Origin of the sequence: Mycolicibacterium xanthum (genome assembly GCF_019710635.1) — a bacterium.
In the GTDB taxonomy this organism is placed as follows: Bacteria; Actinomycetota; Actinomycetes; order Mycobacteriales; family Mycobacteriaceae; genus Mycobacterium; species Mycobacterium xanthum.
In genome coordinates this window covers 1-19,995 of sequence record NZ_JAIFZS010000064.1, presented here as the reverse complement: position 1 = coordinate 19,995, position 19,995 = coordinate 1, and the positions used below count along the sequence as shown (strand labels likewise).

18 protein-coding genes are annotated in these 19,995 nt (G+C 68.1%); 12 read left to right on the top strand and 6 right to left on the bottom strand.

Annotation, left to right across the window (positions count from 1 at the left end; genetic code table 11):
• Positions 1–31 precede the first annotated feature (31 nt).
• The 3 genes from JDV09_RS22820 to JDV09_RS22810 all read right to left on the bottom strand — a co-directional run bounded on the left by JDV09_RS22820 (position 32) and on the right by JDV09_RS22810 (position 2,128).
• On the bottom strand, positions 32–802 hold the full coding sequence (locus tag JDV09_RS22820) for an alpha/beta hydrolase (RefSeq protein WP_221371422.1): 771 nt from the start codon (positions 800–802) through the stop codon (positions 32–34).
• A gap of 71 nt (positions 803–873) precedes the next feature.
• Positions 874–1,467 carry a hypothetical protein gene (locus tag JDV09_RS22815; protein WP_255605875.1) on the bottom strand — a complete coding sequence of 198 codons (594 nt, stop codon included), beginning with the start codon at positions 1,465–1,467 and terminating at the stop codon, positions 874–876.
• Between the two features lie 166 nt (positions 1,468–1,633).
• Complete coding sequence (locus JDV09_RS22810) at positions 1,634–2,128, bottom strand: Lrp/AsnC family transcriptional regulator (RefSeq protein WP_372453011.1); 495 nt, start codon at positions 2,126–2,128, stop codon at positions 1,634–1,636.
• 140 nt (positions 2,129–2,268) lie between these two features.
• On the opposite strand from JDV09_RS22810, the gene JDV09_RS22805 reads away from it, so the two are divergent.
• A complete protein-coding gene (locus JDV09_RS22805; protein ID WP_221371419.1) occupies positions 2,269–4,596 on the top strand; it encodes a thiamine pyrophosphate-binding protein in 2,328 nt (775 codons plus the stop codon).
• A gap of 269 nt (positions 4,597–4,865) precedes the next feature.
• Here the strand turns inward: JDV09_RS22805 and JDV09_RS22800 are convergent, their stop codons facing one another.
• Positions 4,866–6,626 (bottom strand): sigma-54-dependent Fis family transcriptional regulator, encoded by a 1,761-nt coding sequence (locus JDV09_RS22800; RefSeq protein ID WP_221371418.1) that lies wholly within the window; start codon positions 6,624–6,626, stop codon positions 4,866–4,868.
• Positions 6,627–6,847: 221 nt separating this feature from the next.
• On the opposite strand from JDV09_RS22800, the gene JDV09_RS22795 reads away from it, so the two are divergent.
• The 10 genes from JDV09_RS22795 (at position 6,848) to JDV09_RS22750 (ending at position 16,879) form a co-directional block, all read left to right on the top strand.
• A complete protein-coding gene (locus JDV09_RS22795; RefSeq protein WP_221371417.1) occupies positions 6,848–8,479 on the top strand; it encodes an aromatic/alkene/methane monooxygenase hydroxylase/oxygenase subunit alpha in 1,632 nt (543 codons plus the stop codon).
• 91 nt (positions 8,480–8,570) lie between these two features.
• Positions 8,571–9,614, top strand: coding sequence for a 2Fe-2S iron-sulfur cluster-binding protein (locus JDV09_RS22790; protein WP_221371416.1), 1,044 nt, complete (start codon positions 8,571–8,573; stop codon positions 9,612–9,614).
• Between the two features lie 61 nt (positions 9,615–9,675).
• Positions 9,676–10,776, top strand: a complete 1,101-nt coding sequence (locus JDV09_RS22785; RefSeq protein WP_221371415.1) for an aromatic/alkene monooxygenase hydroxylase subunit beta — start codon at positions 9,676–9,678, stop codon at positions 10,774–10,776.
• Complete coding sequence (gene mimD / locus JDV09_RS22780; RefSeq protein WP_221371414.1) at positions 10,773–11,114, top strand: propane 2-monooxygenase effector subunit MimD; 342 nt, start codon at positions 10,773–10,775, stop codon at positions 11,112–11,114. The genes JDV09_RS22785 and mimD overlap by 4 nt, the downstream gene beginning before the upstream one ends.
• A 21-nt stretch (positions 11,115–11,135) precedes the next feature.
• Positions 11,136–12,176 carry an amidohydrolase family protein gene (locus JDV09_RS22775; RefSeq protein WP_221371413.1) on the top strand — a complete coding sequence of 347 codons (1,041 nt, stop codon included), beginning with the start codon at positions 11,136–11,138 and terminating at the stop codon, positions 12,174–12,176.
• Positions 12,173–12,949, top strand: coding sequence for an iron-sulfur cluster assembly protein (locus tag JDV09_RS22770; RefSeq protein WP_221371412.1), 777 nt, complete (start codon positions 12,173–12,175; stop codon positions 12,947–12,949). Before JDV09_RS22775 ends, JDV09_RS22770 begins: the two co-directional genes overlap by 4 nt.
• Positions 12,946–13,971: an NAD(P)-dependent alcohol dehydrogenase gene (locus tag JDV09_RS22765; RefSeq protein WP_221371411.1), complete on the top strand. Its 1,026-nt coding sequence runs from the start codon at positions 12,946–12,948 to the stop codon at positions 13,969–13,971. Before JDV09_RS22770 ends, JDV09_RS22765 begins: the two co-directional genes overlap by 4 nt.
• Positions 13,972–14,006: 35 nt before the next feature.
• Positions 14,007–15,656: a chaperonin GroEL gene (groL, locus tag JDV09_RS22760; RefSeq protein ID WP_221371410.1), complete on the top strand. Its 1,650-nt coding sequence runs from the start codon at positions 14,007–14,009 to the stop codon at positions 15,654–15,656.
• A 106-nt stretch (positions 15,657–15,762) separates the two neighbouring features.
• Positions 15,763–16,089, top strand: coding sequence for a putative quinol monooxygenase (locus JDV09_RS22755; RefSeq protein ID WP_221371409.1), 327 nt, complete (start codon positions 15,763–15,765; stop codon positions 16,087–16,089).
• A gap of 49 nt (positions 16,090–16,138) precedes the next feature.
• On the top strand, positions 16,139–16,879 hold the full coding sequence (locus JDV09_RS22750; protein WP_255605874.1) for a DUF305 domain-containing protein: 741 nt from the start codon (positions 16,139–16,141) through the stop codon (positions 16,877–16,879).
• Here JDV09_RS22750 and JDV09_RS22745 read toward each other — a convergent pair.
• Both JDV09_RS22745 and JDV09_RS22740 read right to left on the bottom strand, forming a co-directional pair.
• Entirely contained in the window at positions 16,871–17,998 is a 1,128-nt protein-coding gene (locus JDV09_RS22745) for a sensor histidine kinase (RefSeq protein WP_221371408.1), read from the bottom strand. The two genes, JDV09_RS22750 and JDV09_RS22745, sit on opposite strands and share 9 nt — an antisense overlap.
• Positions 17,995–18,738 (bottom strand): response regulator, encoded by a 744-nt coding sequence (locus tag JDV09_RS22740; protein ID WP_221371407.1) that lies wholly within the window; start codon positions 18,736–18,738, stop codon positions 17,995–17,997. Before JDV09_RS22740 ends, JDV09_RS22745 begins: the two co-directional genes overlap by 4 nt.
• Positions 18,739–18,871: 133 nt before the next feature.
• On the opposite strand from JDV09_RS22740, the gene JDV09_RS22735 reads away from it, so the two are divergent.
• Positions 18,872–19,651, top strand: a complete 780-nt coding sequence (locus tag JDV09_RS22735) for a hypothetical protein (protein ID WP_221371406.1) — start codon at positions 18,872–18,874, stop codon at positions 19,649–19,651.
• Positions 19,652–19,995 lie beyond the last annotated feature (344 nt).

The following is a 19,995-nucleotide window of genomic DNA, read 5'->3' as shown; positions in this document are numbered from 1 at the left end:
CGCGCCGGTGAGTCCGGCCGGCCGCCGGCGTTCACTCGACCGTGTCGGCCATCCAGCGGGCGCACAACTCGGCGATCTGGCGCCAGTTCGGCTCAAGGGTCAGGTAGTGCCCGAAACCGTCGGCCTCGTGAAATGTCGCCAGTGAGCCGTGCCGCTGCGCGATGGCGCGCGATGTCGACGGAGGAATCGCGAGGTCTTCGCTGCCCGACACCATCAGCACGGGACAGGTGACGTTCCGGTAGTCGATTCTGGTGGTCTGGTTCTCGTCGAACATCCAGAAGAACAGTTCGAACATGACGCGGCCCGACTCGGGCCCCAGGCGGTCGAAGACGCGTCGTTGCCCGGCCGGGCCGAGCATGTTGAGCCCGTAGGTGGACATCGTGTCGAAATCCGGCAGGAGGGTGGTTTCCCAGAACGGCCCGGCCGACATCAACGCCTTGGCCAGTGCACGCTCCGCATCGGTGGTGGGCAGAATGCCCCAGTTGACGCTGCCGTTCAGCAGGACGATCGCCCGCGCCTGGCCGCGTGCGGCCAGCTTCTGGGCGATCACACCGCCGAGCGAATGCCCGACGATCACCGGCGAGGTGTCCAGGGTCGAGACGACCGCGGCGATGTCGTCGACGTAATCGGCGATGCCGACTCCGGCCAACAGGTCCGCACCATCGCCGGAAACCGCATCGTCGTGATGGCGGTAGGGCGGGCTCAGGCATCGCCAACCCAGGTCGGCGAAGAACCGACCGAAATTGGCCATCGTCCACGGGCCGGCGTTGGTGCCGTGCACCAAGACCACGGGCGCATCCATGGGTCACCTCCGGCTATGGGGTGAACTCACTGCTCGTCACACGACATCGAGCAGAGGTCGAGAGCCAACAGCTACGGCGTCGGGATCGGCACCGGCGCGTTCGGATCGGCGTCATACCAGCCGGGCGGCGGCGGTCCGGTGATCGGGTAGTACCCGGGCGGCAGTGCAGGCCCGGCCGCGGGGTCGGATTCGGGCAGCGGAGTCTCCGAACCCGGAGCGTTCAGGGAGGTGTAGCCCGGCGGCAGCGCGGGTGCGGGACCGGCCCCGGGCGGCGGGGCCGACGGGGGCAGCCCGCCTTCGGGCATCTGGGTCATGTTGTACGGGTCCTTGGCCATGTGCCAGGCGTCCCGCAGGAAGCCCAGCGTCCCTCCGGAGCCCTGCTGACCGTACTGCGGGTTCTGGATCTCCGGCACCATCGGAGGCCCGGCGGGCGGGGGAGCGACCGGCGGCGCGTCCCCGCCGGCAACCGCCTGGTAGACCGGCTGGCCGGGCGGCGGCGGTTCCCCGGGCGCCGGGGTGATCAGTGCGGGGTCGACCGGGGGCGCGGGCTGGGCGTGGGCCAGCCCGGCCAGGCCGAGGGCGCCCGCGCTCAGGGCTGCCGTGGTGGCTGCCAACCTGGTCAAACGGCCCAAGTGCGGCGCCGCGAGGCGCTGTTTTCTGGTCATGATGTCGGTGCCGGTGCTCTCCGTCTTCTGGTCAGCACTGTCGTGTCCGTCAGCACTGTCGTTTGGGTCAGCACTGATGTGTCGTCGGCGCTGTCGTATTCGTTAGCAGGCGGTGCGCTTGGACCGAGGATAACCGAGCGCGCCGGACGGGGCGGCTCAACCGGTGTCAGAGCGGGGCCGGCTCTCCGGCGGCCAGCCGGTCCACCAGGGGACTGAGCCGGAAGTCCACCAGGTTGCGCATGACCAGCGCGGTGTTGGTGCGTTTGACCCCGCGGATCCCCAGAATTCGTCCCGCGATGCGGTAGAGGTCGTCGGCGTCGCGCGCGACCACCTGGATCAGCAGGTCGGCCACCCCGGACAGTCCGTGCACCTCGACGACCTCGGGGATCTCCGCCAACGAGTGGGCGACCTCGTCGAGCAGTCGCTGTTTGACGTTGGTCAGCACGAAGGCCTGCAACGGATAGCCCAGGAACCCCGGATCGATGGTCCGCTCGAACGATCTGGTCGCCCCGGTCTGGTGCCACCGGGCCAGCCTGGCCTGCACGGTGTTGCGGGAGATGCCGGTCCGCTCCGCGAGCGCCACCGCGGTGGCGCGGGCGTCGGCGACGAGCGCTTTCAGGAGCCTGGCGTCGGTCGGGTCTGCGGTTCGCATGCTCGCCATATCCGACATTGTGACCACCTCCTTCCGGGTTCGACGACTGAAACCGTGCATTCTGCTCAATTTTGCCGGGCAAGGTTGCCCTATGCAGGGCTGATTGCTGCACTGGATACGCAATCTGCCCAATCTTCCGGAGTGCCGCGATGACCAGTGCCCTTCGTGCCGACTCGACCGGTGCCGACACCGGTGCCGACCCACTGATCGCGGTGGAGCAGCGCGTGCTGTGGCTGTCCACCGCGATCGTCCACCACGCCAATCGGGTGCGTCCCAACCCGAGCGGACTGAAGGTCGGCGGCCACCAGGCCTCCAGCGCGTCCATGGTGACGATCATGACCTCGCTGTGGTTCGAGCAGCTGCGGGCCGGCGACCGGGTGTCGGTGAAGCCCCACGCGTCACCGGTGCTGCACGCGATCAACTATCTGCTGGGCGAACTCGACGAGAAGTACCTGACCACTCTGCGCGAGTTCGGCGGGCTGCAGTCCTATCCGAGCCGCAGCAAGGATCCCGATCCGGTCGACTACTCGACCGGGTCGGTGGGCATCGGGGCCACCGCCCCCATCTGGGGGGCGATCGCGCGACGCTACGTCAACGCGGCCATCGCCGACATCGGTACGGGCCGGCAGTACTCCCTGGTCGGCGACGCCGAGCTCGACGAGGGTGCGGTGTGGGAGGCGGTACTCGACCCGGCCGTGCGCGAGCTGGGCGAGATCGTCTGGATCGTCGACCTCAACCGACAGTCACTGGACCGCGTCGTCCCCAACATCGCTGCCGGCCGACTCCAGCAGATGTTCTCCGCGGCCGGTTGGCAGGTCCTCACCGTCACGTTCGGCGCCCTGCTGGAGGCGCTTTTCACCCGGCCCGGCGGCGATGCGCTGCGGGAGCGGATCCTGGACATGCCCAACGCCGAGTATCAGCGCCTACTGCGGTGCAGCGCCGCGGAACTGCGCACCCGGCTGCCCGGCCACGGCGATCGGGCGGACGCGATCGCGGCACTGATCGCCGAGCTGGACGACGCCACGCTCCGGCGTGCCATCCGCAACCTGGGCGGCCACGACCTCGATTCGCTGCGTGCCGCCTTCGCACAGATCGACGACACCCGGCCGACGCTCATCATCGCCTACACGATCAAGGGATACGGCCTCCCGATGGAAGGACATCCGCAGAATCATTCGGCGTTGCTCACCGATCGGCAGTTCGAGCACGTCGCCCGGGCCACCGGCAGCAAGACCGCCGACCCGTGGCGTCGGTTCGCCGCCGACAGCCCGGCTGCGATGCTGTGCGCGCAGACCGCCGCCCGGCTGCGCCGGGAGCTGCCCGTCGCCGATCCACCCCCGCCGGTTCCCACCGACATCGGCCGGACGCCGTCAGGCACGTCGACGACGCAGGCCGCGCTCGGCCGCGCGCTGCTGGACCTCACCCGGGAAGCCCCCGGGGCGGCCCAACGCGTCGTGACGGTGAGCCCCGACGTCAGCTCGTCCACCAACCTCGCGGGCTGGCTGAACAAGGTCGGGGTGTGGTCGCCGCAGGAGCGGCGGGACTGGTTCGCCGACGACGCCGAGACGATCATGCACTGGCGCGAGCGGCCCTCGGGGCAGCACATGGAACTCGGCATCGCCGAGGTCAACCTGGTCGGCCTGATCGGCGAGCTCGGAGCCACCTGGAGCCGTTGGGGCCAAACCCTTTTCCCGATCGGCGTGCTCTACGACCCGTTCGTGGAACGCGCCCTGGAGCCGTGGTCGTACGGAATCTATGCCGGCGGGCAATCCATCCTGGTCGGCACACCCTCGGGGGTGACCCTGGCCCCCGAGGGCGGGGCCCACCAGTCCATCAAGACCCCGTCGATCGGCCTGCAACAGCCCGGATGCGTCGGCTACGAACCGGCGTTCGCCATCGAGGTCGAGTGGATGCTCTTCGACAGCATCGGCCGGCTCGGACGCCCGGATGGCAGCTCGTCGTACCTGCGGTTGTCGACGCGGCCGGTCGACCAGACGCTGGCCGCTGTGCCGACCGATCCGGCGGCCCGGGAACGACGCCGCAGGCAGGTGCTCGCCGGCGGCTACGTCCTGCGTGGCGTCACCTGTCCCGCGCTGACGCTGGTCGGTATGGGAGCGATGATCACCGAGACCGCGCGGGCCGCAGAACGGCTGGCGCAGATGGGAATCGACGCCGAGGTGGTGTGTGTGACGAGCCCGGGGAGGCTGTTCGACGCGGTCCAGGCCCGTCGCGGGCTGGGCGGGGCCCCGAGCTGGATCCTCGATCAGGTCCTGCCGGAGCGTCGATCGGCGCCGATGGTCACGGTCCTCGATGGGCATCCGCACACGCTCGGCTTCCTGTCGACGGTCCACCGCGTGCCCGCCACCGCGTTGGGGGTCACCCGATTCGGCCAGTCGGGTGCGCTCGACGACGTGTACCGCTACCACGGCATCGACACCGACTCGATCGTGCGTGCCGCGCTGGATCTGATCGATTGACCGATCCGGCCGGGCCGGCCCGGCCGGCGACGTCGCCGCGATCTCATATTGAGATGACCGCCGCCATCGCTGCTACCTAACCTCCTAGATATCGAACAGCCGCAATGGCGCAGTGAGAGTTGACAGTTGGAGGCCCAGAGATGTTGTGGGTGGCGATGGCATCGAGCGCAGTGATCACCGCGTGGCTGCTCCCGGTGGTGCAGAACCACCTCGAGCGGTGGGCGCAGCTGCGCGACCGGGAACTGTAGTCCCGCCGCGAACCGGGGACGCTACGCGATCCCGAACTCCTTGATCTTGCGGTAGATGGTCGCGCGCGACATCCCCAGCGCCTCGGCCGCGTCGGCCTTGTTTCCGCCGTTCTCCAGCAGGCTGCGGACGATGGCGTCGCGCTCGAGGGATTCCAACCGGGTCAGCTTGCGGCGGGCCAGCGATCGGCACTCGGCCGGCAGCTTGTCCAGCCCGATCCTGCCGGAGCGCTGCAGGGCCACCGCCTCGGCCAGCACCTTGCGCAGTTGCGCGACGTTGCCGGGCCACGGCAGTTTGGCCAGCTGGCGCATCGCCTCCGGCGCCAGGGACACATCGGCGTTGCGGGTCAGTTCGCGCAGCAGTTGGGGCACCAGCTCGTCGAGGTCCTCGATGCGGTGCCGCAGCGCCGGCACCGTGACGGTGTGGGTGAAGAACGGCAGGATCAGCATGTCGACCAGCGGGGAGCGGGTGCCCTTGGCGATCGTCGCCGCGACCCAGCCGCGGCCCGCGCACCCCTGCAGGACCAGCCCCAACGGTTCCAGCACGTCGTCGGGCAGCTCGTCGATGTCGGCGATCACCACCGCGAAGTCGTCACCGTCGATCTCGGCATCCAGCTCGGCGACGAAAACCTCAGCGGTGTCGAATGATTCGATGTCGAAGACCCGGATGGTGCGTTCCGGGCTGACGTGTTGGGCCACTGCGTGGGCAAGTCTGGTGCGTCCGGTTCCGATCTCGCCTTCGATCACCACCCAGTCCCGGTCGCGGTAGCAGCGCTCCACCTGCTGGCAGCTGCGTCGCCAGCTGCTGCTGCGCCCGGCGAGCTGCGGTATCGCGCGATGCGTCTCCGGTGCGGCCGCGCGCACGGACGACGGCCGCATGTGCACGTGCAGCACGACGTTGGTGGTGCGGCCGCGCGCCTGGACCTGCTCGGCGGCGGAGATCCTGGCGGTGTTGCCGCTGGGCAGCACGGCGACCGCGGTCTTCGCCGTCCGGGCGCGGGCCAGATCGGCGGCATGGTCCAGCAACGACTTCTGATCGGCGGCGTCCAGCGTCTGACGCAGGTAGGGGTTCATCAGTACGACGTCCCCGCCGATCGCCAGCACCCCGCCCGGATAGCGGCGGGTGTGCTTGAGGTAGGCCTCCAGCAGGGCGGCCTCACTCTGGTTCTTCAGCGCGCTGATGCGGTCCTCGATCTGGTTGCCGGCCGCCTTGGCCAGCACGAACAGCAGCGGGTCGCTGTGGTGGACCCAGCAGGTCAGATCGACCACGCCGACCATCCGGCCGGTCATCGGGTCGCGGATCGGCGCCCCGGCGCAGGACAACCTGCCCAGCGTCTCCACGTAATGCTCGTCACCCTGGATGAACGTGGGCTGGGCCGTCTCCAGCGTGGTGCCGATGCCGTTGGTGCCGGTGAAGGCCTCGGCGTAGCTGTACCCCCGGGCCAATCGGACATCGTCCAGGGCGCGCAGCAGTGCCGGGTCGGCGGCGATCCGCTCGAGCACGACACCGTCGGCCGACGTGAGAACGACGCTGACCGCCTGTGCGGCGAGGTCGTCGGCGATGCGCTGCAGCACCGGTGCCGCCGCGTGCACCAGCGGCGTGTCGGTGTCGGGATCGCGCACATACGGCAAATCGACCCGGTCGGGATGAACCTGCAGGGCGCGAGAGCGCTGCCACGAATTCAGCACGCTGGGCGCGACGATTCCGCTGTCCAGCGCACCCGCGCTCAGGAACCGCTCGCGGGCCCGCCGCAAGTTCACTGCGCTGTCGGATTGTCCAGCCATAGTGGCGCTACCTCAGTCCAGACTCGCTCTAGCTGCAGTGTAGGCACGCCCGTCACTGCAGCTGTCTCAAAATGAGACGAATTCGGCGGCCGGCCCGGCCGCTGTGACCATTGTGACCCCAGTCTCAGAGTGAGACGTCGGAGACCTAGGTCACACGGTTGCATTCCTCCTGCATCGTCCGCCAGCCGGCACCCGGCCGGCCCGCACACAGGAGGCGCACTTTGAGTAGGCAAAGCCTGACCAAGGCCCACGCGAAGATCACCGAACTGTCCTGGGAACCCACCTTCGCCACCCCGGCGACCCGGTTCGGGACCGACTACACCTTCGAGAAGGCCCCGAAGAAGGATCCGCTGAAGCAGATCATGCGGTCCTACTTCCCGATGGAGGAGGAGAAGGACAACCGCGTCTACGGCGCCATGGACGGCGCGATCCGCGGAAACATGTTCCGCCAGGTGCAGCAGCGCTGGCTGGAATGGCAGAAGCTGTTCCTGTCGATCATCCCGTTCCCGGAGATCTCGGCCGCCCGCGCGATGCCGATGGCCATCGACGCGGTGCCCAACCCGGAGATCCACAACGGGCTGGCCGTCCAGATGATCGACGAGGTGCGGCACTCGACGATCCAGATGAACCTCAAAAAGCTCTACATGAACAACTACATCGACCCGGCCGGATTCGACATCACCGAGAAGGCGTTCGCCAACAACTACGCCGGCACCATCGGCCGGCAGTTCGGCGAGGGCTTCATCACCGGTGACGCGATCACCGCGGCGAACATCTACCTCACGGTGGTGGCCGAAACCGCCTTCACCAACACCCTTTTCGTGGCGATGCCCGACGAGGCCGCGGCCAACGGCGACTATCTGCTGCCGACGGTGTTCCACTCGGTGCAGTCCGACGAGTCGCGGCACATCTCCAACGGCTACTCGATCCTGCTGATGGCGCTGGCCGACGAACGCAACCGGCCGCTGCTCGAGCGCGACCTGCGCTACGCGTGGTGGAACAACCACTGCGTGGTCGACGCCGCGATCGGCACCTTCATCGAGTACGGCACCAAGGACCGGCGCAAGGACCGGGAGAGCTACGCGGAGATGTGGCGGCGCTGGATCTACGACGACTACTACCGCAGCTACCTGCTGCCGCTGGAGAAATACGGCCTGACCATCCCGCACGACCTGGTCGAGGAGGCGTGGAAGCGCATCGTCGACAAGCACTACGTGCACGAGGTCGCCCGGTTCTTCGCCACCGGCTGGCCGGTCAACTACTGGCGCATCGACGCCATGACGGACAAGGACTTCGAGTGGTTCGAGGAGAAGTACCCCGGCTGGTACAACAAGTTCGGTCGCTGGTGGGAGGACTACAACCGGCTGGCCTACCCCGGCCGAAACAAGCCGATCGCGTTCGAAGAGGTCGGCTACCAGTACCCGCACCGGTGCTGGACCTGCATGGTGCCCGCGCTGATCCGCGAGGACATGGTGGTCGACAAGGTCGACGGCCAGTGGCGGACCTACTGCTCGGAGACCTGCCACTGGACCGACGCGGTCGCGTTCCGCGGCGAGTACGAGGGCCGGCCGACGCCGAACATGGGCCGGCTGACAGGCTTCCGGGAGTGGGAGACCCTGCACCACGGCAAGGATCTGGCCGACATCGTCAGCGAATTGGGCTACCTCCGCGATGACGGCAAGACCCTGATCGGCCAGCCCCATCTGGATCTGGACGACCCGGCGAAGTTGTGGACGCTCGACGACGTCCGTGGCAACACGTTCAACAGTCCGAACGTGCTGCTCAACGAGATGAGCGACGAGGAGCGCGAAGCGCACGTGGCCGCGTATCGGCGCGGCGCAGTGCCCGCCTGACGTCCACCCGGTGGGTGGCGCCGTGACTCTCTCCCTCCCCCAGACGGCGCCACCCACCGGCAACCCACCGACCACAACGCAGGAGGACCCCGTGGCCGACACGCACCGCATCAACTTCGAGCCCGTCGACATCGAGATGGAGGTCGGCGAGGAGGAGAACATCCTCGACGCCGCCTTCCGGCAGGGCATCCACCTCATGCACGGGTGCCGCGAAGGGCGCTGCTCGGCATGCAAGTCCTACGTCCTCGACGGCGACATCCAGATGGACAACTACTCGACGTTCGCCTGCAACGACAGTGAGGTCGAGGAGGGCTTCGTGCTGCTGTGCCGATCGCACGCCTACAGCGACTGCACGATCGAACTGCTCAACTTCGACGAGGACGAGCTGCTGTCCGGGGTGCCGATCCAGGACGTCCGGACCCGGGTGAGCGCCGTCGAGCCGGTCACCCGCGACATCGTGTCGCTGCGGCTGGAAGCGGTGGAACCGGCGGGGTTCACCTTCAAGCCGGGCCAGTACGCCGACATCCACATCCCCGGCAGCGACGAGCACCGCTCGTTCTCGATGGCGACCACACCGGCGACGCCCGCCACGATCGAGTTCCTGATCAAGAAGTACCCGGGCGGCAGGTTCTCCGGGCTGCTCGACGACGGCATCACCGCCGGCGACGAGCTTGCGCTGTCCGGGCCGTACGGCACCTCGACCCTCAAGGACGGCCACATCCTGCCGGTGGTGTGCGCGGCCGGTGGTGCAGGCATGGCGCCGATCCTGTCGATCCTGCGGCACATGAGCGAAACGGCCAGCCCGCGCCCGGTCCGCTTCTACTACGGCGCCCGCACCGCCGCGGACCTGTTCTACCTCGACGAGATCGCCGAAGTCGGCTCCTCGCTGCAGGATTTCAGGTTCGTGGCGTGCCTGTCGGAGTCGATGGACGGCGCGCTGCCGGACACGGTCACCGTCGAAGCGGGCAACGTGACCGACGTGCTCGCCCGGCACGAGACCGACATCGCCAGGACCGAGGTGTATCTGTGCGGGCCGCCGCCGATGGTCGACGCCGCCCTGGAACTGCTCGACACCCAGTCGGTGCCCAAGGACCAGGTCTTCTACGACAAGTTCACCAGCCCCCTCTTCGACTGACCAAAACATCTACAGCCCAGTAGAACCCGAAGCCCAGTAGAACCCGAAAGGAAATCACGCAATGTCCGCACCTGCAAAGCAACGCAGCTTCCCCAAGATCGAATTCACCGACTCGGAGGCGGGCGCGCTGGAGTTCCCCAGCTCCAAGAGCCGCAAGTTCACCTACTACAAGCCGGCCAAGCTGCGCTCGACGATGTACGAGGACGTCACCGTCGACGTGCAGCCCGATCCGGAGCGGCACCTCACGCAGGGATGGATCTACGGCTTCGGCGACGGCCCCGGCGGCTACCCGCAGGACTGGACGGTGGCCAAATCATCGAACTGGCACGCCTTCCTGGACCCCAACGAGGAGTGGGACCAGACCATCTACCGCAACAACTCCGCGGTGGTCCGCCAGGTGGACCTGTGCCTGCAGAACGCCAAACGGGCCCGCGTCTACGACGGCTGGAACGCGGCGTGGCTGAAGTTCCTGGAGCGCAACATGGGCGCCTGGATGCACGCCGAGAACGGCATGGCCCTGCACGTGTTCACCTCCATCCAGCGTTCCGGCCCGACGAACATGATCAACACCGCCGTCGCGGTCAATGCCGCGCACAAGCTGCGCTTCGCCCAGGACCTGGCGCTGTTCAACCTCGACCTCGCCGAGGAGGCCGAGGGATTCGACGGTGCGGCGCACAAGGAGGTCTGGCAGTCCGCCCCGGAGTGGCAGCCCACCCGCAAGGTGGTCGAGCAGCTGACCGCGGTCGGGGACTGGTGCGAGCTGCTGTTCGCCACCAACATCGTCTTCGAGCAGCTGGTCGGCAGCCTGTTCCGCAGCGAGCTGGTGATGCAGATCGCGGCCCGCAACGGCGACTACATCACCCCGACGATCGTGGGCACCGGCGAGCACGACTACGACCGCGACCTGGCCTACACCCGAAACCTGTTTCGGCTGTTGACCCGTGACGAACAGTTCGGCGAGTCGAACAAGCAGCTGTTCTCGCAGTGGCTGGCCACCTGGGTACCGCGGTCGCTGGAGGCGGCGCGTGCACTACAACCGTTGTGGTCCCAGCCGGCCGAGAAGTCCGTCACCTTCGCGTCCAGCCTCGGTGCCGCCGAGGAGAAGTTCACATCCCTGCTCGATGCGATCGAGCTCGAAACCCCCGAGGAGTTGGCCAAGTGAGCATGCAATTCGGATCCGCCACCGAGTTCTCCAACAAATGCGGAGTGACGCTGATGAACACCCCGATCGGGCGCGTGGTCGCCGACGTGATGGGCGCCAAGGAGGGCGTGGAGCTCACCGAGTACCCGTCGATGATCCGGGTCGACGGCGAGCGGCTGCTCAACTTCGACTACGACGAGCTCACCGAGGCGCTCGGTGAGGAGTTCGACGGCTCGATCTTCGAGGAGATCAGCTCCACGCACTACGGGCGCATGGTGCACCTGGATGACAAGACCATGCTGTTCGCCAGTCCCGAGGACGCCGCCGAGTACATCGGCTTCGACCTCACCGCCAAGTAACCGAGAAGAGAGGGATTTTCGATGTACAGCAAGGACGGGAACTCCTACTTCATCGTCGACGGGCACGTGCACATCTGGGACGGCCGGCAGTCCAACCTGAAGAACGTGCACGGCAAGCAGTTCATCGACTGCTTCTACGACTACCACCGCAACCTCAGCCCGGAAGAGGAGGTGTGGGACTACGACACCTACACCTACTACGGCGGTGAGCGGCTGATGCGCGACCTGTTCGCCGACGGCTATGTGGACCACGCCATCTTCCAGGCCACGCTGCTCTCCGATTTCTACGTCAACGACTTCGGCCAGACCGAGGAGGCGTTCGGGCTGGCGCAACGGCACCCCGACAAGCTGACCTACAACCACGCCTACGACCCGCGCAACGGGGAGTCCGGCCTCGAGCAGCTGCGCTGCGATGCGGAGCGGATGAACCTGCAGGGCGTCAAGCTCTACACCGCCGAATGGCACGGCGACTCGCGGGGGTACAAGCTCGACGACCACTGGTCGCGGCGCTACCTCGAAGAGTGCATCGCGCTGGGCATCCGCAACATCCACGTGCACAAAGGACCGACCATCCGCCCGCTGGACCGTGACGCGTTCGACGTCGCCGACATCGACAAGGTGGCCACCGACTACCTGGAGTTGAACTTCATCGTCGAGCACTGCGGGCTGCCCCGGCTGGAGGACTTCTGCTGGATCGCCACCCAGGAGTCCAACGTCTACGGCGGCCTGGCCGTGGCGATTCCGTTCATCCACACCAGGCCCCGGTACTTCGCGCAGGTCATCGGCGAGCTGCTGTACTGGATCGGCGAGGACAAGATCCTGTTCGCCAGCGACTACGCGCTGTGGACGCCGCGCTGGCTGATCGAGAAGTTCGTGGACTTCCAGATCCCCGAGGACATGACCGAGTACGCCCCGATCACGGTCGAGCAGAAGCAAAAGATCCTGGGGCTGAACGCCGCAACGCTCTACGACATCGAGGTCCCGGCACACCTGCAGCTGCCGACGCCCGGGCAGGACACCGTCGAGGTGGCGGCCGGCGCCAAGGAGGCGGTGCCGCTATGACCGCCGTAGCGGTGGTGTCGCTGGAGACCGAGATCCTGGCGGCGCTGGCCACCGTGATGGACCCCGAGCTGGATCAGCCGATCACCGAACTGGGCTTCGTGCGATCGGTGGCCATCGACGACGACGGTGTCACGGTGCACCTGCGGCTACCCACGGCCTTCTGCTCGCCGAACTTCGCCTACCTGATGGCCTCGGACGCGCTGGACGCCCTGCAGGTACTCGACGATCTCGGGGAGGTGCGGGTGCTGCTCGACGACCACCACGACAGCGACAAGATCAATGCCGGGCTGGCCGCGGCGGCCGGCTACCGCGGGACGTTCGGATCCGAAGCCGAGGACAGCCTCGACGAGTTGCGCACCACGTTCCTGCGCAAGGCGCACGTCGCCGCGATGGAGCGCGCGGTCGCGGTCCTGATGCGACGTGAGGCGTTGGCGCCCGGGGAGACTCACCGGGTGACGCTGCGCGACCTGCCGGACGGTCCGGAGAAGTCCGCACTGTTGCGCCGGCGGTTCGTGCTGGGGCTGAGCATGTGTCCCAACGCCCGTGTGGTGGTCGACGACGACGGCAATCCGTTGTCGCCCGAGCAGACCCCCGTGCGGCTGAGATTCGCCAGATCAGTTCGGATCTCGATGGAGGGCAACGCCCACTTCTGCCGGGGGCTACTGGCCACCCGCTACACCGACGGGAGCGGCGAAGCCGACACCCCGGCACTGTCCAACACCCGAACGTCCAACACCCGAACGTCCAACACCCGAACGAGGAGCCCACGATGAAGGCCGTACAGGTCGTCGGATACCACACCAAACTGCAACTCACCGATATCCCCGAGCCCAAGGTTCAGGGCCCGCTGGACGTCATCGTCCGCATCGGCGGCGCCGGCGTCTGCCGCACCGATCTGCACATCCTGGAAGGTCAGTGGGCCGAAAAGAGCGGCGTGACACTGCCGTACACCATCGGCCACGAGAACGCCGGGTGGGTGCACGCCGTCGGCGACGCGGTGACCAACGTGGCCCCGGGCGACAAGGTGATCCTGCACCCGCTGACCACCTGCGGGCTGTGCCGGGCCTGCCGGTTCGGTGACGACGTGCACTGCGAGCGCAGCCAGTTCCCCGGCATCGACACCAACGGCGGCTACGCGGAGTACCTGCGCACCACCGCGCGCAGCGTCGTCAAGATCGACGACGCACTCGAACCCGCCGACGTGGCGGCGCTGGCCGACGCCGGCCTGACCGCCTATCATGCCGCCGCCAAGGTGGCGCGCACGACGCGGCCCGGCGACGTGTGCGTGGTGATCGGCGCCGGGGGGCTGGGCCACATCGGAATCCAGGTGCTCAAGGCGATCTCGGGCGTCACCGTGGTGGTGCTGGACCGCAACCGCGACGCGGTCGAACTCGCCGAGGACGTCGGCGCCGACGTCGGGATCGCCGCCGACGGCACCCACATCGAGCAGGTGCTGGCACTCACCGGTGGGCACGGCGCCGAGGCGGTGCTCGACTTCGTCGGCGAGGGCGGAGCCACCAAGGAGGGGGTGGCGATGCTGCGGCGCGCCGGCAACTACTTCGTCGTCGGGTACGGCGAGAACATCGACGTGCCCACCATCGACATCATCTCCACCGAGATCAACTTCATCGGCAACCTCGTCGGGTCCTACAACGACCTGCAGGAACTGATGGTGCTCGCGGCGCAGGGCAAGGTCGCCCTGCACACCAACAAGTACCCGCTGGACGACTTCCAGAGTGCCATCGAGGATCTCGACGCCGGCCGGGTCCGCGGCCGGGCGATCCTCGTCCCCTGACACACATCGTCTCCCGAAACAGAGAGGAACCAGAAATGGCAAAGGAGCTACGGTTCAACACCGAGGCGCGGATGCGGCTGGAACACGGCGTCAACGCGCTCGCCGACGCGGTGAAGGTCACGCTCGGCCCCAAGGGGCGCAACGCGGTGCTCGAGAAGCTCACCGGCCCGCCCACCATCACCAACGACGGCGTCACCATCGCCCGCGAGATCCAGCTGTCGGACCCGTTCGCCAACATGGGCGCCCAGCTGGTCAAGGAAGCCGCGATGAAGACCAACGGGCTGGTCGGCGACGGCACCACCACCGCGACCGTGCTGGCGCAGGCGATGGTCCGCGAGGGGCTGCGCGCGGTCGAGGCCGGGGCCAATCCGATGCGGGTGCGTCGCGGCATCGAGCGGACCGTGCCGGTCGTGCTCGAGACGCTCGGCGAACATGCGGTGCCGGTCAGCGGCCGCGCCGACCTGCTGCGCATCGCCACGCTGGCGGCCAGTGACGACGAGGCGATCGGCGAGGTCATCACCCGCGCGGTCGAACACGTCGGAGCGTCCGGCGTGGTCACCACCGAGGAGAGTGACGGGCTGGGTCTGAGCGTCGACGTCGTCGACGGCATCGAGTTCGACCACGGCTACATCTCGGCGTACATGGTCACCAACCCCGAACGCATGGAGGCCGTGCTGGACCAGCCGCTGATCCTGTTGACCAACAAGAAGATCACCGCCGTGCAGGACATCATGCCGACCATCGAGGTCGCCAAGCGGGCCGACCGGCCGCTGGTGGTGCTCGCCGAGGACGTCGACGGGCCGGCCCTGCAGTTGCTGGTGGGCGGCAACATGCACAAGACCATGCAGTCGGTGGTGGTGCGGGCGCCCGGCTTCGGGCATCGCCGCGTCGCCGAGCTGGAGGACCTCGCCGTCGCTCTCGGTGGCCACGTGATCGCCCGGGACACCGGCGTCGAGCTGTCCGAGGTGGCCCGGCAGCATCTGGGGTCCTGTGACCGGATCACCGTGACCGAGCACGAGACCACGATCGTCGGGGCACGTGGCGACCAGTCGCTGGTCGATGCACGGGTGGCGCAGCTGGAGGCCCAGCACGGCCGGGCCCGCATCGACGCCGATCGGGACAGCCTGGAGCTGCGGATCGCCCGGCTCACCGGCCGTGTCGCGGTGATCCGGGTCGGCGGCGCCACCAGCGTCGAGCTCAAGGAACGGATGCTGCGGGTGGAGGATGCGCTGGCGGCGACCCGGGCGGCCACGGAAGCCGGCATCGTGTCCGGTGGCGGTACGGCACTGGCGCAGGCGCATCGCGCGCTCGCGGGTGTGGAGCTTCCCGGTGACGAGGGGATCGGCACGCAGGTGGTTCGCCGTGCTCTCGCCGAACCGCTGCGCTGGATCGCCCACAACGCCGGCTTCGAGTCCGACGATGTCGTGCAGATCGTCGAGGACCTGCCGCTGGGCCACGGATTCAACGCCCTGACCGGCGAATACGGCGACATGTTCGACGAAGGTGTCATCGACCCGCTCAAGGTGACCCGCGCCGCGCTGGAGAGTGCGGCCTCGATCGCCGCGCTGCTGATCACGACCGAGACCGCGATCGTCGAGCAGGTCGGCATCAACCCGGGCTCCATCGTCGCACCCGGGTTCGGCGATCTGGCCGAGGGCATGGTCCGCCCGTCCAACATCTACTAGGCCGTCCGCCCGACATCTACTGGTCCGCTCGCCCGACATCTACTGGTCCGTCCGTCCAACATCTACTGGTCCACCCGCCCAACATCTACCAACAGGGAGCCCGCCGATGATCTTCATCGTCGTGAAGTTCGACGTCGCCCGCGGCCACCGCGAGGACTGGCCGTCGATCACCAAGGAGTTCACCGCCGCCACCCGGGCCGAACCGGGCAACCTGTGGTTCGAGTGGTCCCGCAGCGTCGACAACCCGTCGGAATACATTCTGGTGGAGGCATTCCGGGATCAGGACGCCGGCGTGGCACATGTCCGTTCGGCGCACTTCCAGGCGGGGCTCGACGCCATGCGTCCGGCGTTGACCAGGACACCACAGATCATCCACACCGAGATCGACGCCGACGGCTGGTCGCAGATGGGGGAGTTGCAGATCGACGGTTAGGTCACCTTGATCAAATCTTGATCAAAGGGCGAGGAAACGCTGAATGCTGATGATCAGCATCGTCGGGGTGATCGAGAAACAGATGACCAAGACCGCCAAGACCGCCAAGACGGCAGCAGTGGCCGCATCGGCCCTGGCAGCCGCGTTGACGCTGGCGGCGTGCAGTGGCTCGGGCGGCGAACAGGCTGCACCGTCGACGACGGCCAGTGTCAGCGCCAGCAGCTCGGCGAGCCCCGCCGCGGCGCCGCACAATCAGTCCGACGTGATGTTCTCCATGCACATGATCCCGCATCACCAGCAGGCCATCGAGATGAGCGACATCATCCTGGCCAAGGACGGCATCGACCCCCGTGTGGTCACGCTGGCCAAGCAGATCAAGGCGGCGCAGGCGCCCGAGATCGAGCAGATGAAGTCCTGGCTCGACGAGTGGGGGATGCCGGACATGCCGATGATGGACGGCGACGAAGATGACGACAGCGGTGGCATGCCGGGCATGCACGGTGACATGCCGGGCATGGATGGCGACATGCCGGGCATGGGCGGCGGCGGTATGGGGATGTCGGGGATGGTGTCTCCGCAGGACATCGCCCGACTGCGCGACGCCCAGGGCGTGGAGGCCAGCAAGTTGTTCCTCGAGCAGATGATCGGCCACCACGAGGGCGCCATCGAGATGGCTCAGAACGAGATCGACAACGGCGAGAATCCGGATGTGATCGCGCTGTGCCACAACATCATCGACACCCAACAGCGCGAGATCGACGAGATGAAGCAGATCCTGGCGTCACTGTGATCGCATCGGCGCCCTCAGCGGCAGTTTGACGGTGAAGGTGGCGCCGCGGCCGGCGCCGGCGCTGGCCGCGGTGATGGTACCGCCGTGGGCCTCGGTGATGGCCTTGGCGATGGCCAGGCCGATGCCGGCGCCGCCGTGTTCGCGGTCCCGCGCGCCGTCGGCCCGGTAGAAGCGCTCGAACAGATGGCCGAGGTGCTCGGCGGCGATCCCTTCGCCGGTGTCCTCGACCGTGATCGTCACCGCGGTGGCATCGGCGCCGGCCGCCACGTGTACCGATCCGCCGGCCGCGGTGTGCCGCAGCGCGTTGTCCACGATGTTTCCCAGCACCTGCTCGATGCGCTGGGGGTCCACCGATATCCGCGGCAGCCGGCCGGCGAACCGGCTGGACAGCCGCACCCCCTTGGCGGCGTAGCGGTCGGCGGCGGCGGCGAGCACCGCGTTGATCAGGTCGGCGGGATCCACCGTGGTCGGCGCCGCGGCGATGCGGCCCTCCTCGGCAAGCGCCAAGGTGGACAGGTCCTCGGAAAACCGGACCAGCCGGCGGGTCTGGTCGCGCAGCACCGCGGTGGTCTGCTCGTCCAACGACTTGACGCCGTCCTCGATCGCCTCGAGGTACGCGTCCAGAACCGCTACCGGAGTGCGGATCTCGTGGGCCAGGTCACCGAACATCTGGCGGCGGCCGGTGTCGATCGCGTCGAGCCGCTGCGCCATCCGGTTGAACGCGTCGGCGAGTTCGGCGAATTCGCCGCCGAGGCCCGGCGGTGAGACGCGGATGTCGAAGCGTCCGTCGGCCACCGCGGTCGCGGCCGCCGACACCTCGGCGACCGAGCGCTGCAGTCGCCGGCTGTAGTAGGCCGTCACGACCATCGCGGTCAGCGCGGCGACACCGAGCGCGACGCCGATCGAAATGGCGGTGGCCGACCGGTAGGCCTCCTCGGAGTGCAGTAGCCCGGCGGATTGGTCGGGCATGCCGGCCCGTTGCAGGTGCTCGTGAAACAGCGGTGGGCCTACCGCGGCGGCCACCAGCCAGGTCGTGATGCCCACCACCAGTAGCACCGCTGCCTGTGTGAGCAACAGCCGAGGACCGATCCCCATGCCGATGCGGCCGGCGCTCGTCATCGACCTGTTCCCATCCGATATCCGACCCCCCGGACGGTGACGATGTAGCGCGGCTGGGCCGGATCGTCGGCGAGCTTGCGGCGCAGGTGACCGATGTGCACGTCGATCAGGTGGTCGCTGCCGAACCACGGCTCGCCACGGATGGATTCGAGCAACTGGCGTCGGGCCAGCACCACTCCGGGATGGGCGGAGAGCACATCGAGGAGATCGAACTCGGTGCGGGTCAGCAGGACGGGTTCGTCGGCCAGGTACACCTCGCGGGCAGCCACGTCGATGCGCAGGTCACCGAATTCGCGCGACTGTGGGATTTCGGTAGGGGCCGGCCGGCCGGCCCGGGGCTGTAGGACACGTGGCCGTCGCAGCATTGCCCGGATCCGGGCGACCAGCTCACGCGGGCTGAACGGCTTGGTGATGTAGTCGTCGGCGCCCACCGACAGCCCCACCACGGTGTCGGTCTCGGTATCGCGGGCGGTGAGCATCACGACATAGGCATCCGAGAACGTACGCAGCTGCCGGCACACCTCCAGTCCGTCGGTGCCGGGCAGGCCGAGGTCCAGGATCACCACGTCGGGGTCGAACTCCCTGGCGACTGCAATCGCCTCCGAGCCATTCGTCGCGACGACGGCGTCGAACTGCTCGCGCTGCAGGTAGCTGGCGACCACCTCGGCCAGGGCGGCCTCGTCGTCGACGATGAGCGCCCGGTAGCACGGAGTCGGCGGTGTGTGGTTCATGGCTGCCATCGTGCCCCGACGGGGTGGGTCGGTGTGGCGGTCCGGCCGTTGTGTCACGTCCGTCGGTCGGCGCAGTATCGATACGGCATCGGTGTCCGGTGCGGGGATCAAACCGGGCGTGGGGCATGCCAGCATCGTCGGCGTGACATCGAGAGCAGCCGCCAGGACCGACAGTGGTCTGGTCGCCCGGGTGGCGGCGATCGCGTCGCTGGGCGCGGCGGTGATCCACGCCGCCGTGCTGCCGGGGCACTGGCAGGAGTGGGTGCCGGCCGGCCTCTTCTTCGCGGCGATCGCCGCGTTCCAGCTGTTCTGGGCGCTGTGGGTGCTGGTCCGGCCGGCCGTGCCGGTGCTGACGCTCGGGATCGTGGCCAATCTCGGCGTAATCGCGGTGTGGGTGATGGCCCGCGCCGGCGGGGCGCCGTTCGGGCCTCACGCCGGGGAACCCGAGGCGGTCGGGGCCGCCGGCATCTGTGCCCTGCTGCTCGAGTGCTATGTGGTGATGGGTGCCGCCTGGGTGTGGTTGCGCAGCCGCCGGACTCAGCCGATCTCGCTGATCGGACACAGCGTCGTTTCGGCGGGTGCAGCCGCCGTGATCGCCGTGGCCGCCATGGTCGGGGTGGCGTCCGGCATGCGCGACGATCACCATGGCCCAGCAAGCGCGGAGGCCGACCACCACAGCCCAGCAAGCGCGGAGGCCGATCACCACAGCCCGGCCGGCGATCACGCCCCAGCGGGCGCGGAAGCCGATCACCATAGCCCGGCCGGCGATCACCACAGCCCGGCCGAACCGGCACTGGGCGTCGTGCAGAAGCAGTCGGCACCCGTCGAGGCCGTCGCTCCACCCCCGCCCGGACCGGTCGTGGTCCCCGGGCCGGCGCCCGGCCCGGCTTCCGGACATGATGACCACCACGATCACGGGTGATCGGGTGACTTGGTGACCGTGTTCATGAACCAGTGCGCCATTCGGACGTTGGCGAGGTCGTCGAGCGCCGGGCGGCTCGAATGAATTACTCTATGCACCAGCAGATTTGAGCATCGGCACCCCTGCTGCGCGGGGTGCTTTCCGGTCACCCGGTCTGGTTGGTGTCCGCGGGCTCAGTTGGTGTCTGGTGGTGGGGGTTGGTAGGGGTCGTACCACCACCAGTCGGCGTGTTCGCCGGTGGGTCCGGGGTAGGGCGGTACCGCAGGTGGGGGTTGGGTTGGTGGTCGGGCCAGTGATGCGGAGCTGAGTTGTCGGCCGAAGCGGTCGGTGACGGTGATGTCAGG

Excerpts from the sequence above, each read along its gene's own strand:
- JDV09_RS22775 (WP_221371413.1), top strand. The coding sequence starts at position 11,136 with ATGTACAGCAAGGACGGGAACTCCTACTTCATCGTCGACGGGCACGTG.
- JDV09_RS22765 (WP_221371411.1), top strand. The coding sequence starts at position 12,946 with ATGAAGGCCGTACAGGTCGTCGGATACCACACCAAACTGCAACTCACC.
- JDV09_RS22785 (WP_221371415.1), top strand. The coding sequence starts at position 9,676 with ATGTCCGCACCTGCAAAGCAACGCAGCTTCCCCAAGATCGAATTCACC.
- JDV09_RS22805 (WP_221371419.1), top strand. The coding sequence starts at position 2,269 with ATGACCAGTGCCCTTCGTGCCGACTCGACCGGTGCCGACACCGGTGCC.
- JDV09_RS22770 (WP_221371412.1), top strand. The coding sequence starts at position 12,173 with ATGACCGCCGTAGCGGTGGTGTCGCTGGAGACCGAGATCCTGGCGGCG.
- JDV09_RS22820 (WP_221371422.1), bottom strand. The coding sequence starts at position 802 with ATGGATGCGCCCGTGGTCTTGGTGCACGGCACCAACGCCGGCCCGTGG.
- groL (WP_221371410.1), top strand. The coding sequence starts at position 14,007 with ATGGCAAAGGAGCTACGGTTCAACACCGAGGCGCGGATGCGGCTGGAA.
- JDV09_RS22755 (WP_221371409.1), top strand. The coding sequence starts at position 15,763 with ATGATCTTCATCGTCGTGAAGTTCGACGTCGCCCGCGGCCACCGCGAG.
- JDV09_RS22740 (WP_221371407.1), bottom strand. The coding sequence starts at position 18,738 with ATGGCAGCCATGAACCACACACCGCCGACTCCGTGCTACCGGGCGCTC.
- JDV09_RS22800 (WP_221371418.1), bottom strand. The coding sequence starts at position 6,626 with ATGGCTGGACAATCCGACAGCGCAGTGAACTTGCGGCGGGCCCGCGAG.
- JDV09_RS22815 (WP_255605875.1), bottom strand. The coding sequence starts at position 1,467 with ATGACCAGAAAACAGCGCCTCGCGGCGCCGCACTTGGGCCGTTTGACC.
- JDV09_RS22745 (WP_221371408.1), bottom strand. The coding sequence starts at position 17,998 with ATGACGAGCGCCGGCCGCATCGGCATGGGGATCGGTCCTCGGCTGTTG.
- JDV09_RS22750 (WP_255605874.1), top strand. The coding sequence starts at position 16,139 with ATGATCAGCATCGTCGGGGTGATCGAGAAACAGATGACCAAGACCGCC.
- JDV09_RS22810 (WP_372453011.1), bottom strand. The coding sequence starts at position 2,128 with ATGGCGAGCATGCGAACCGCAGACCCGACCGACGCCAGGCTCCTGAAA.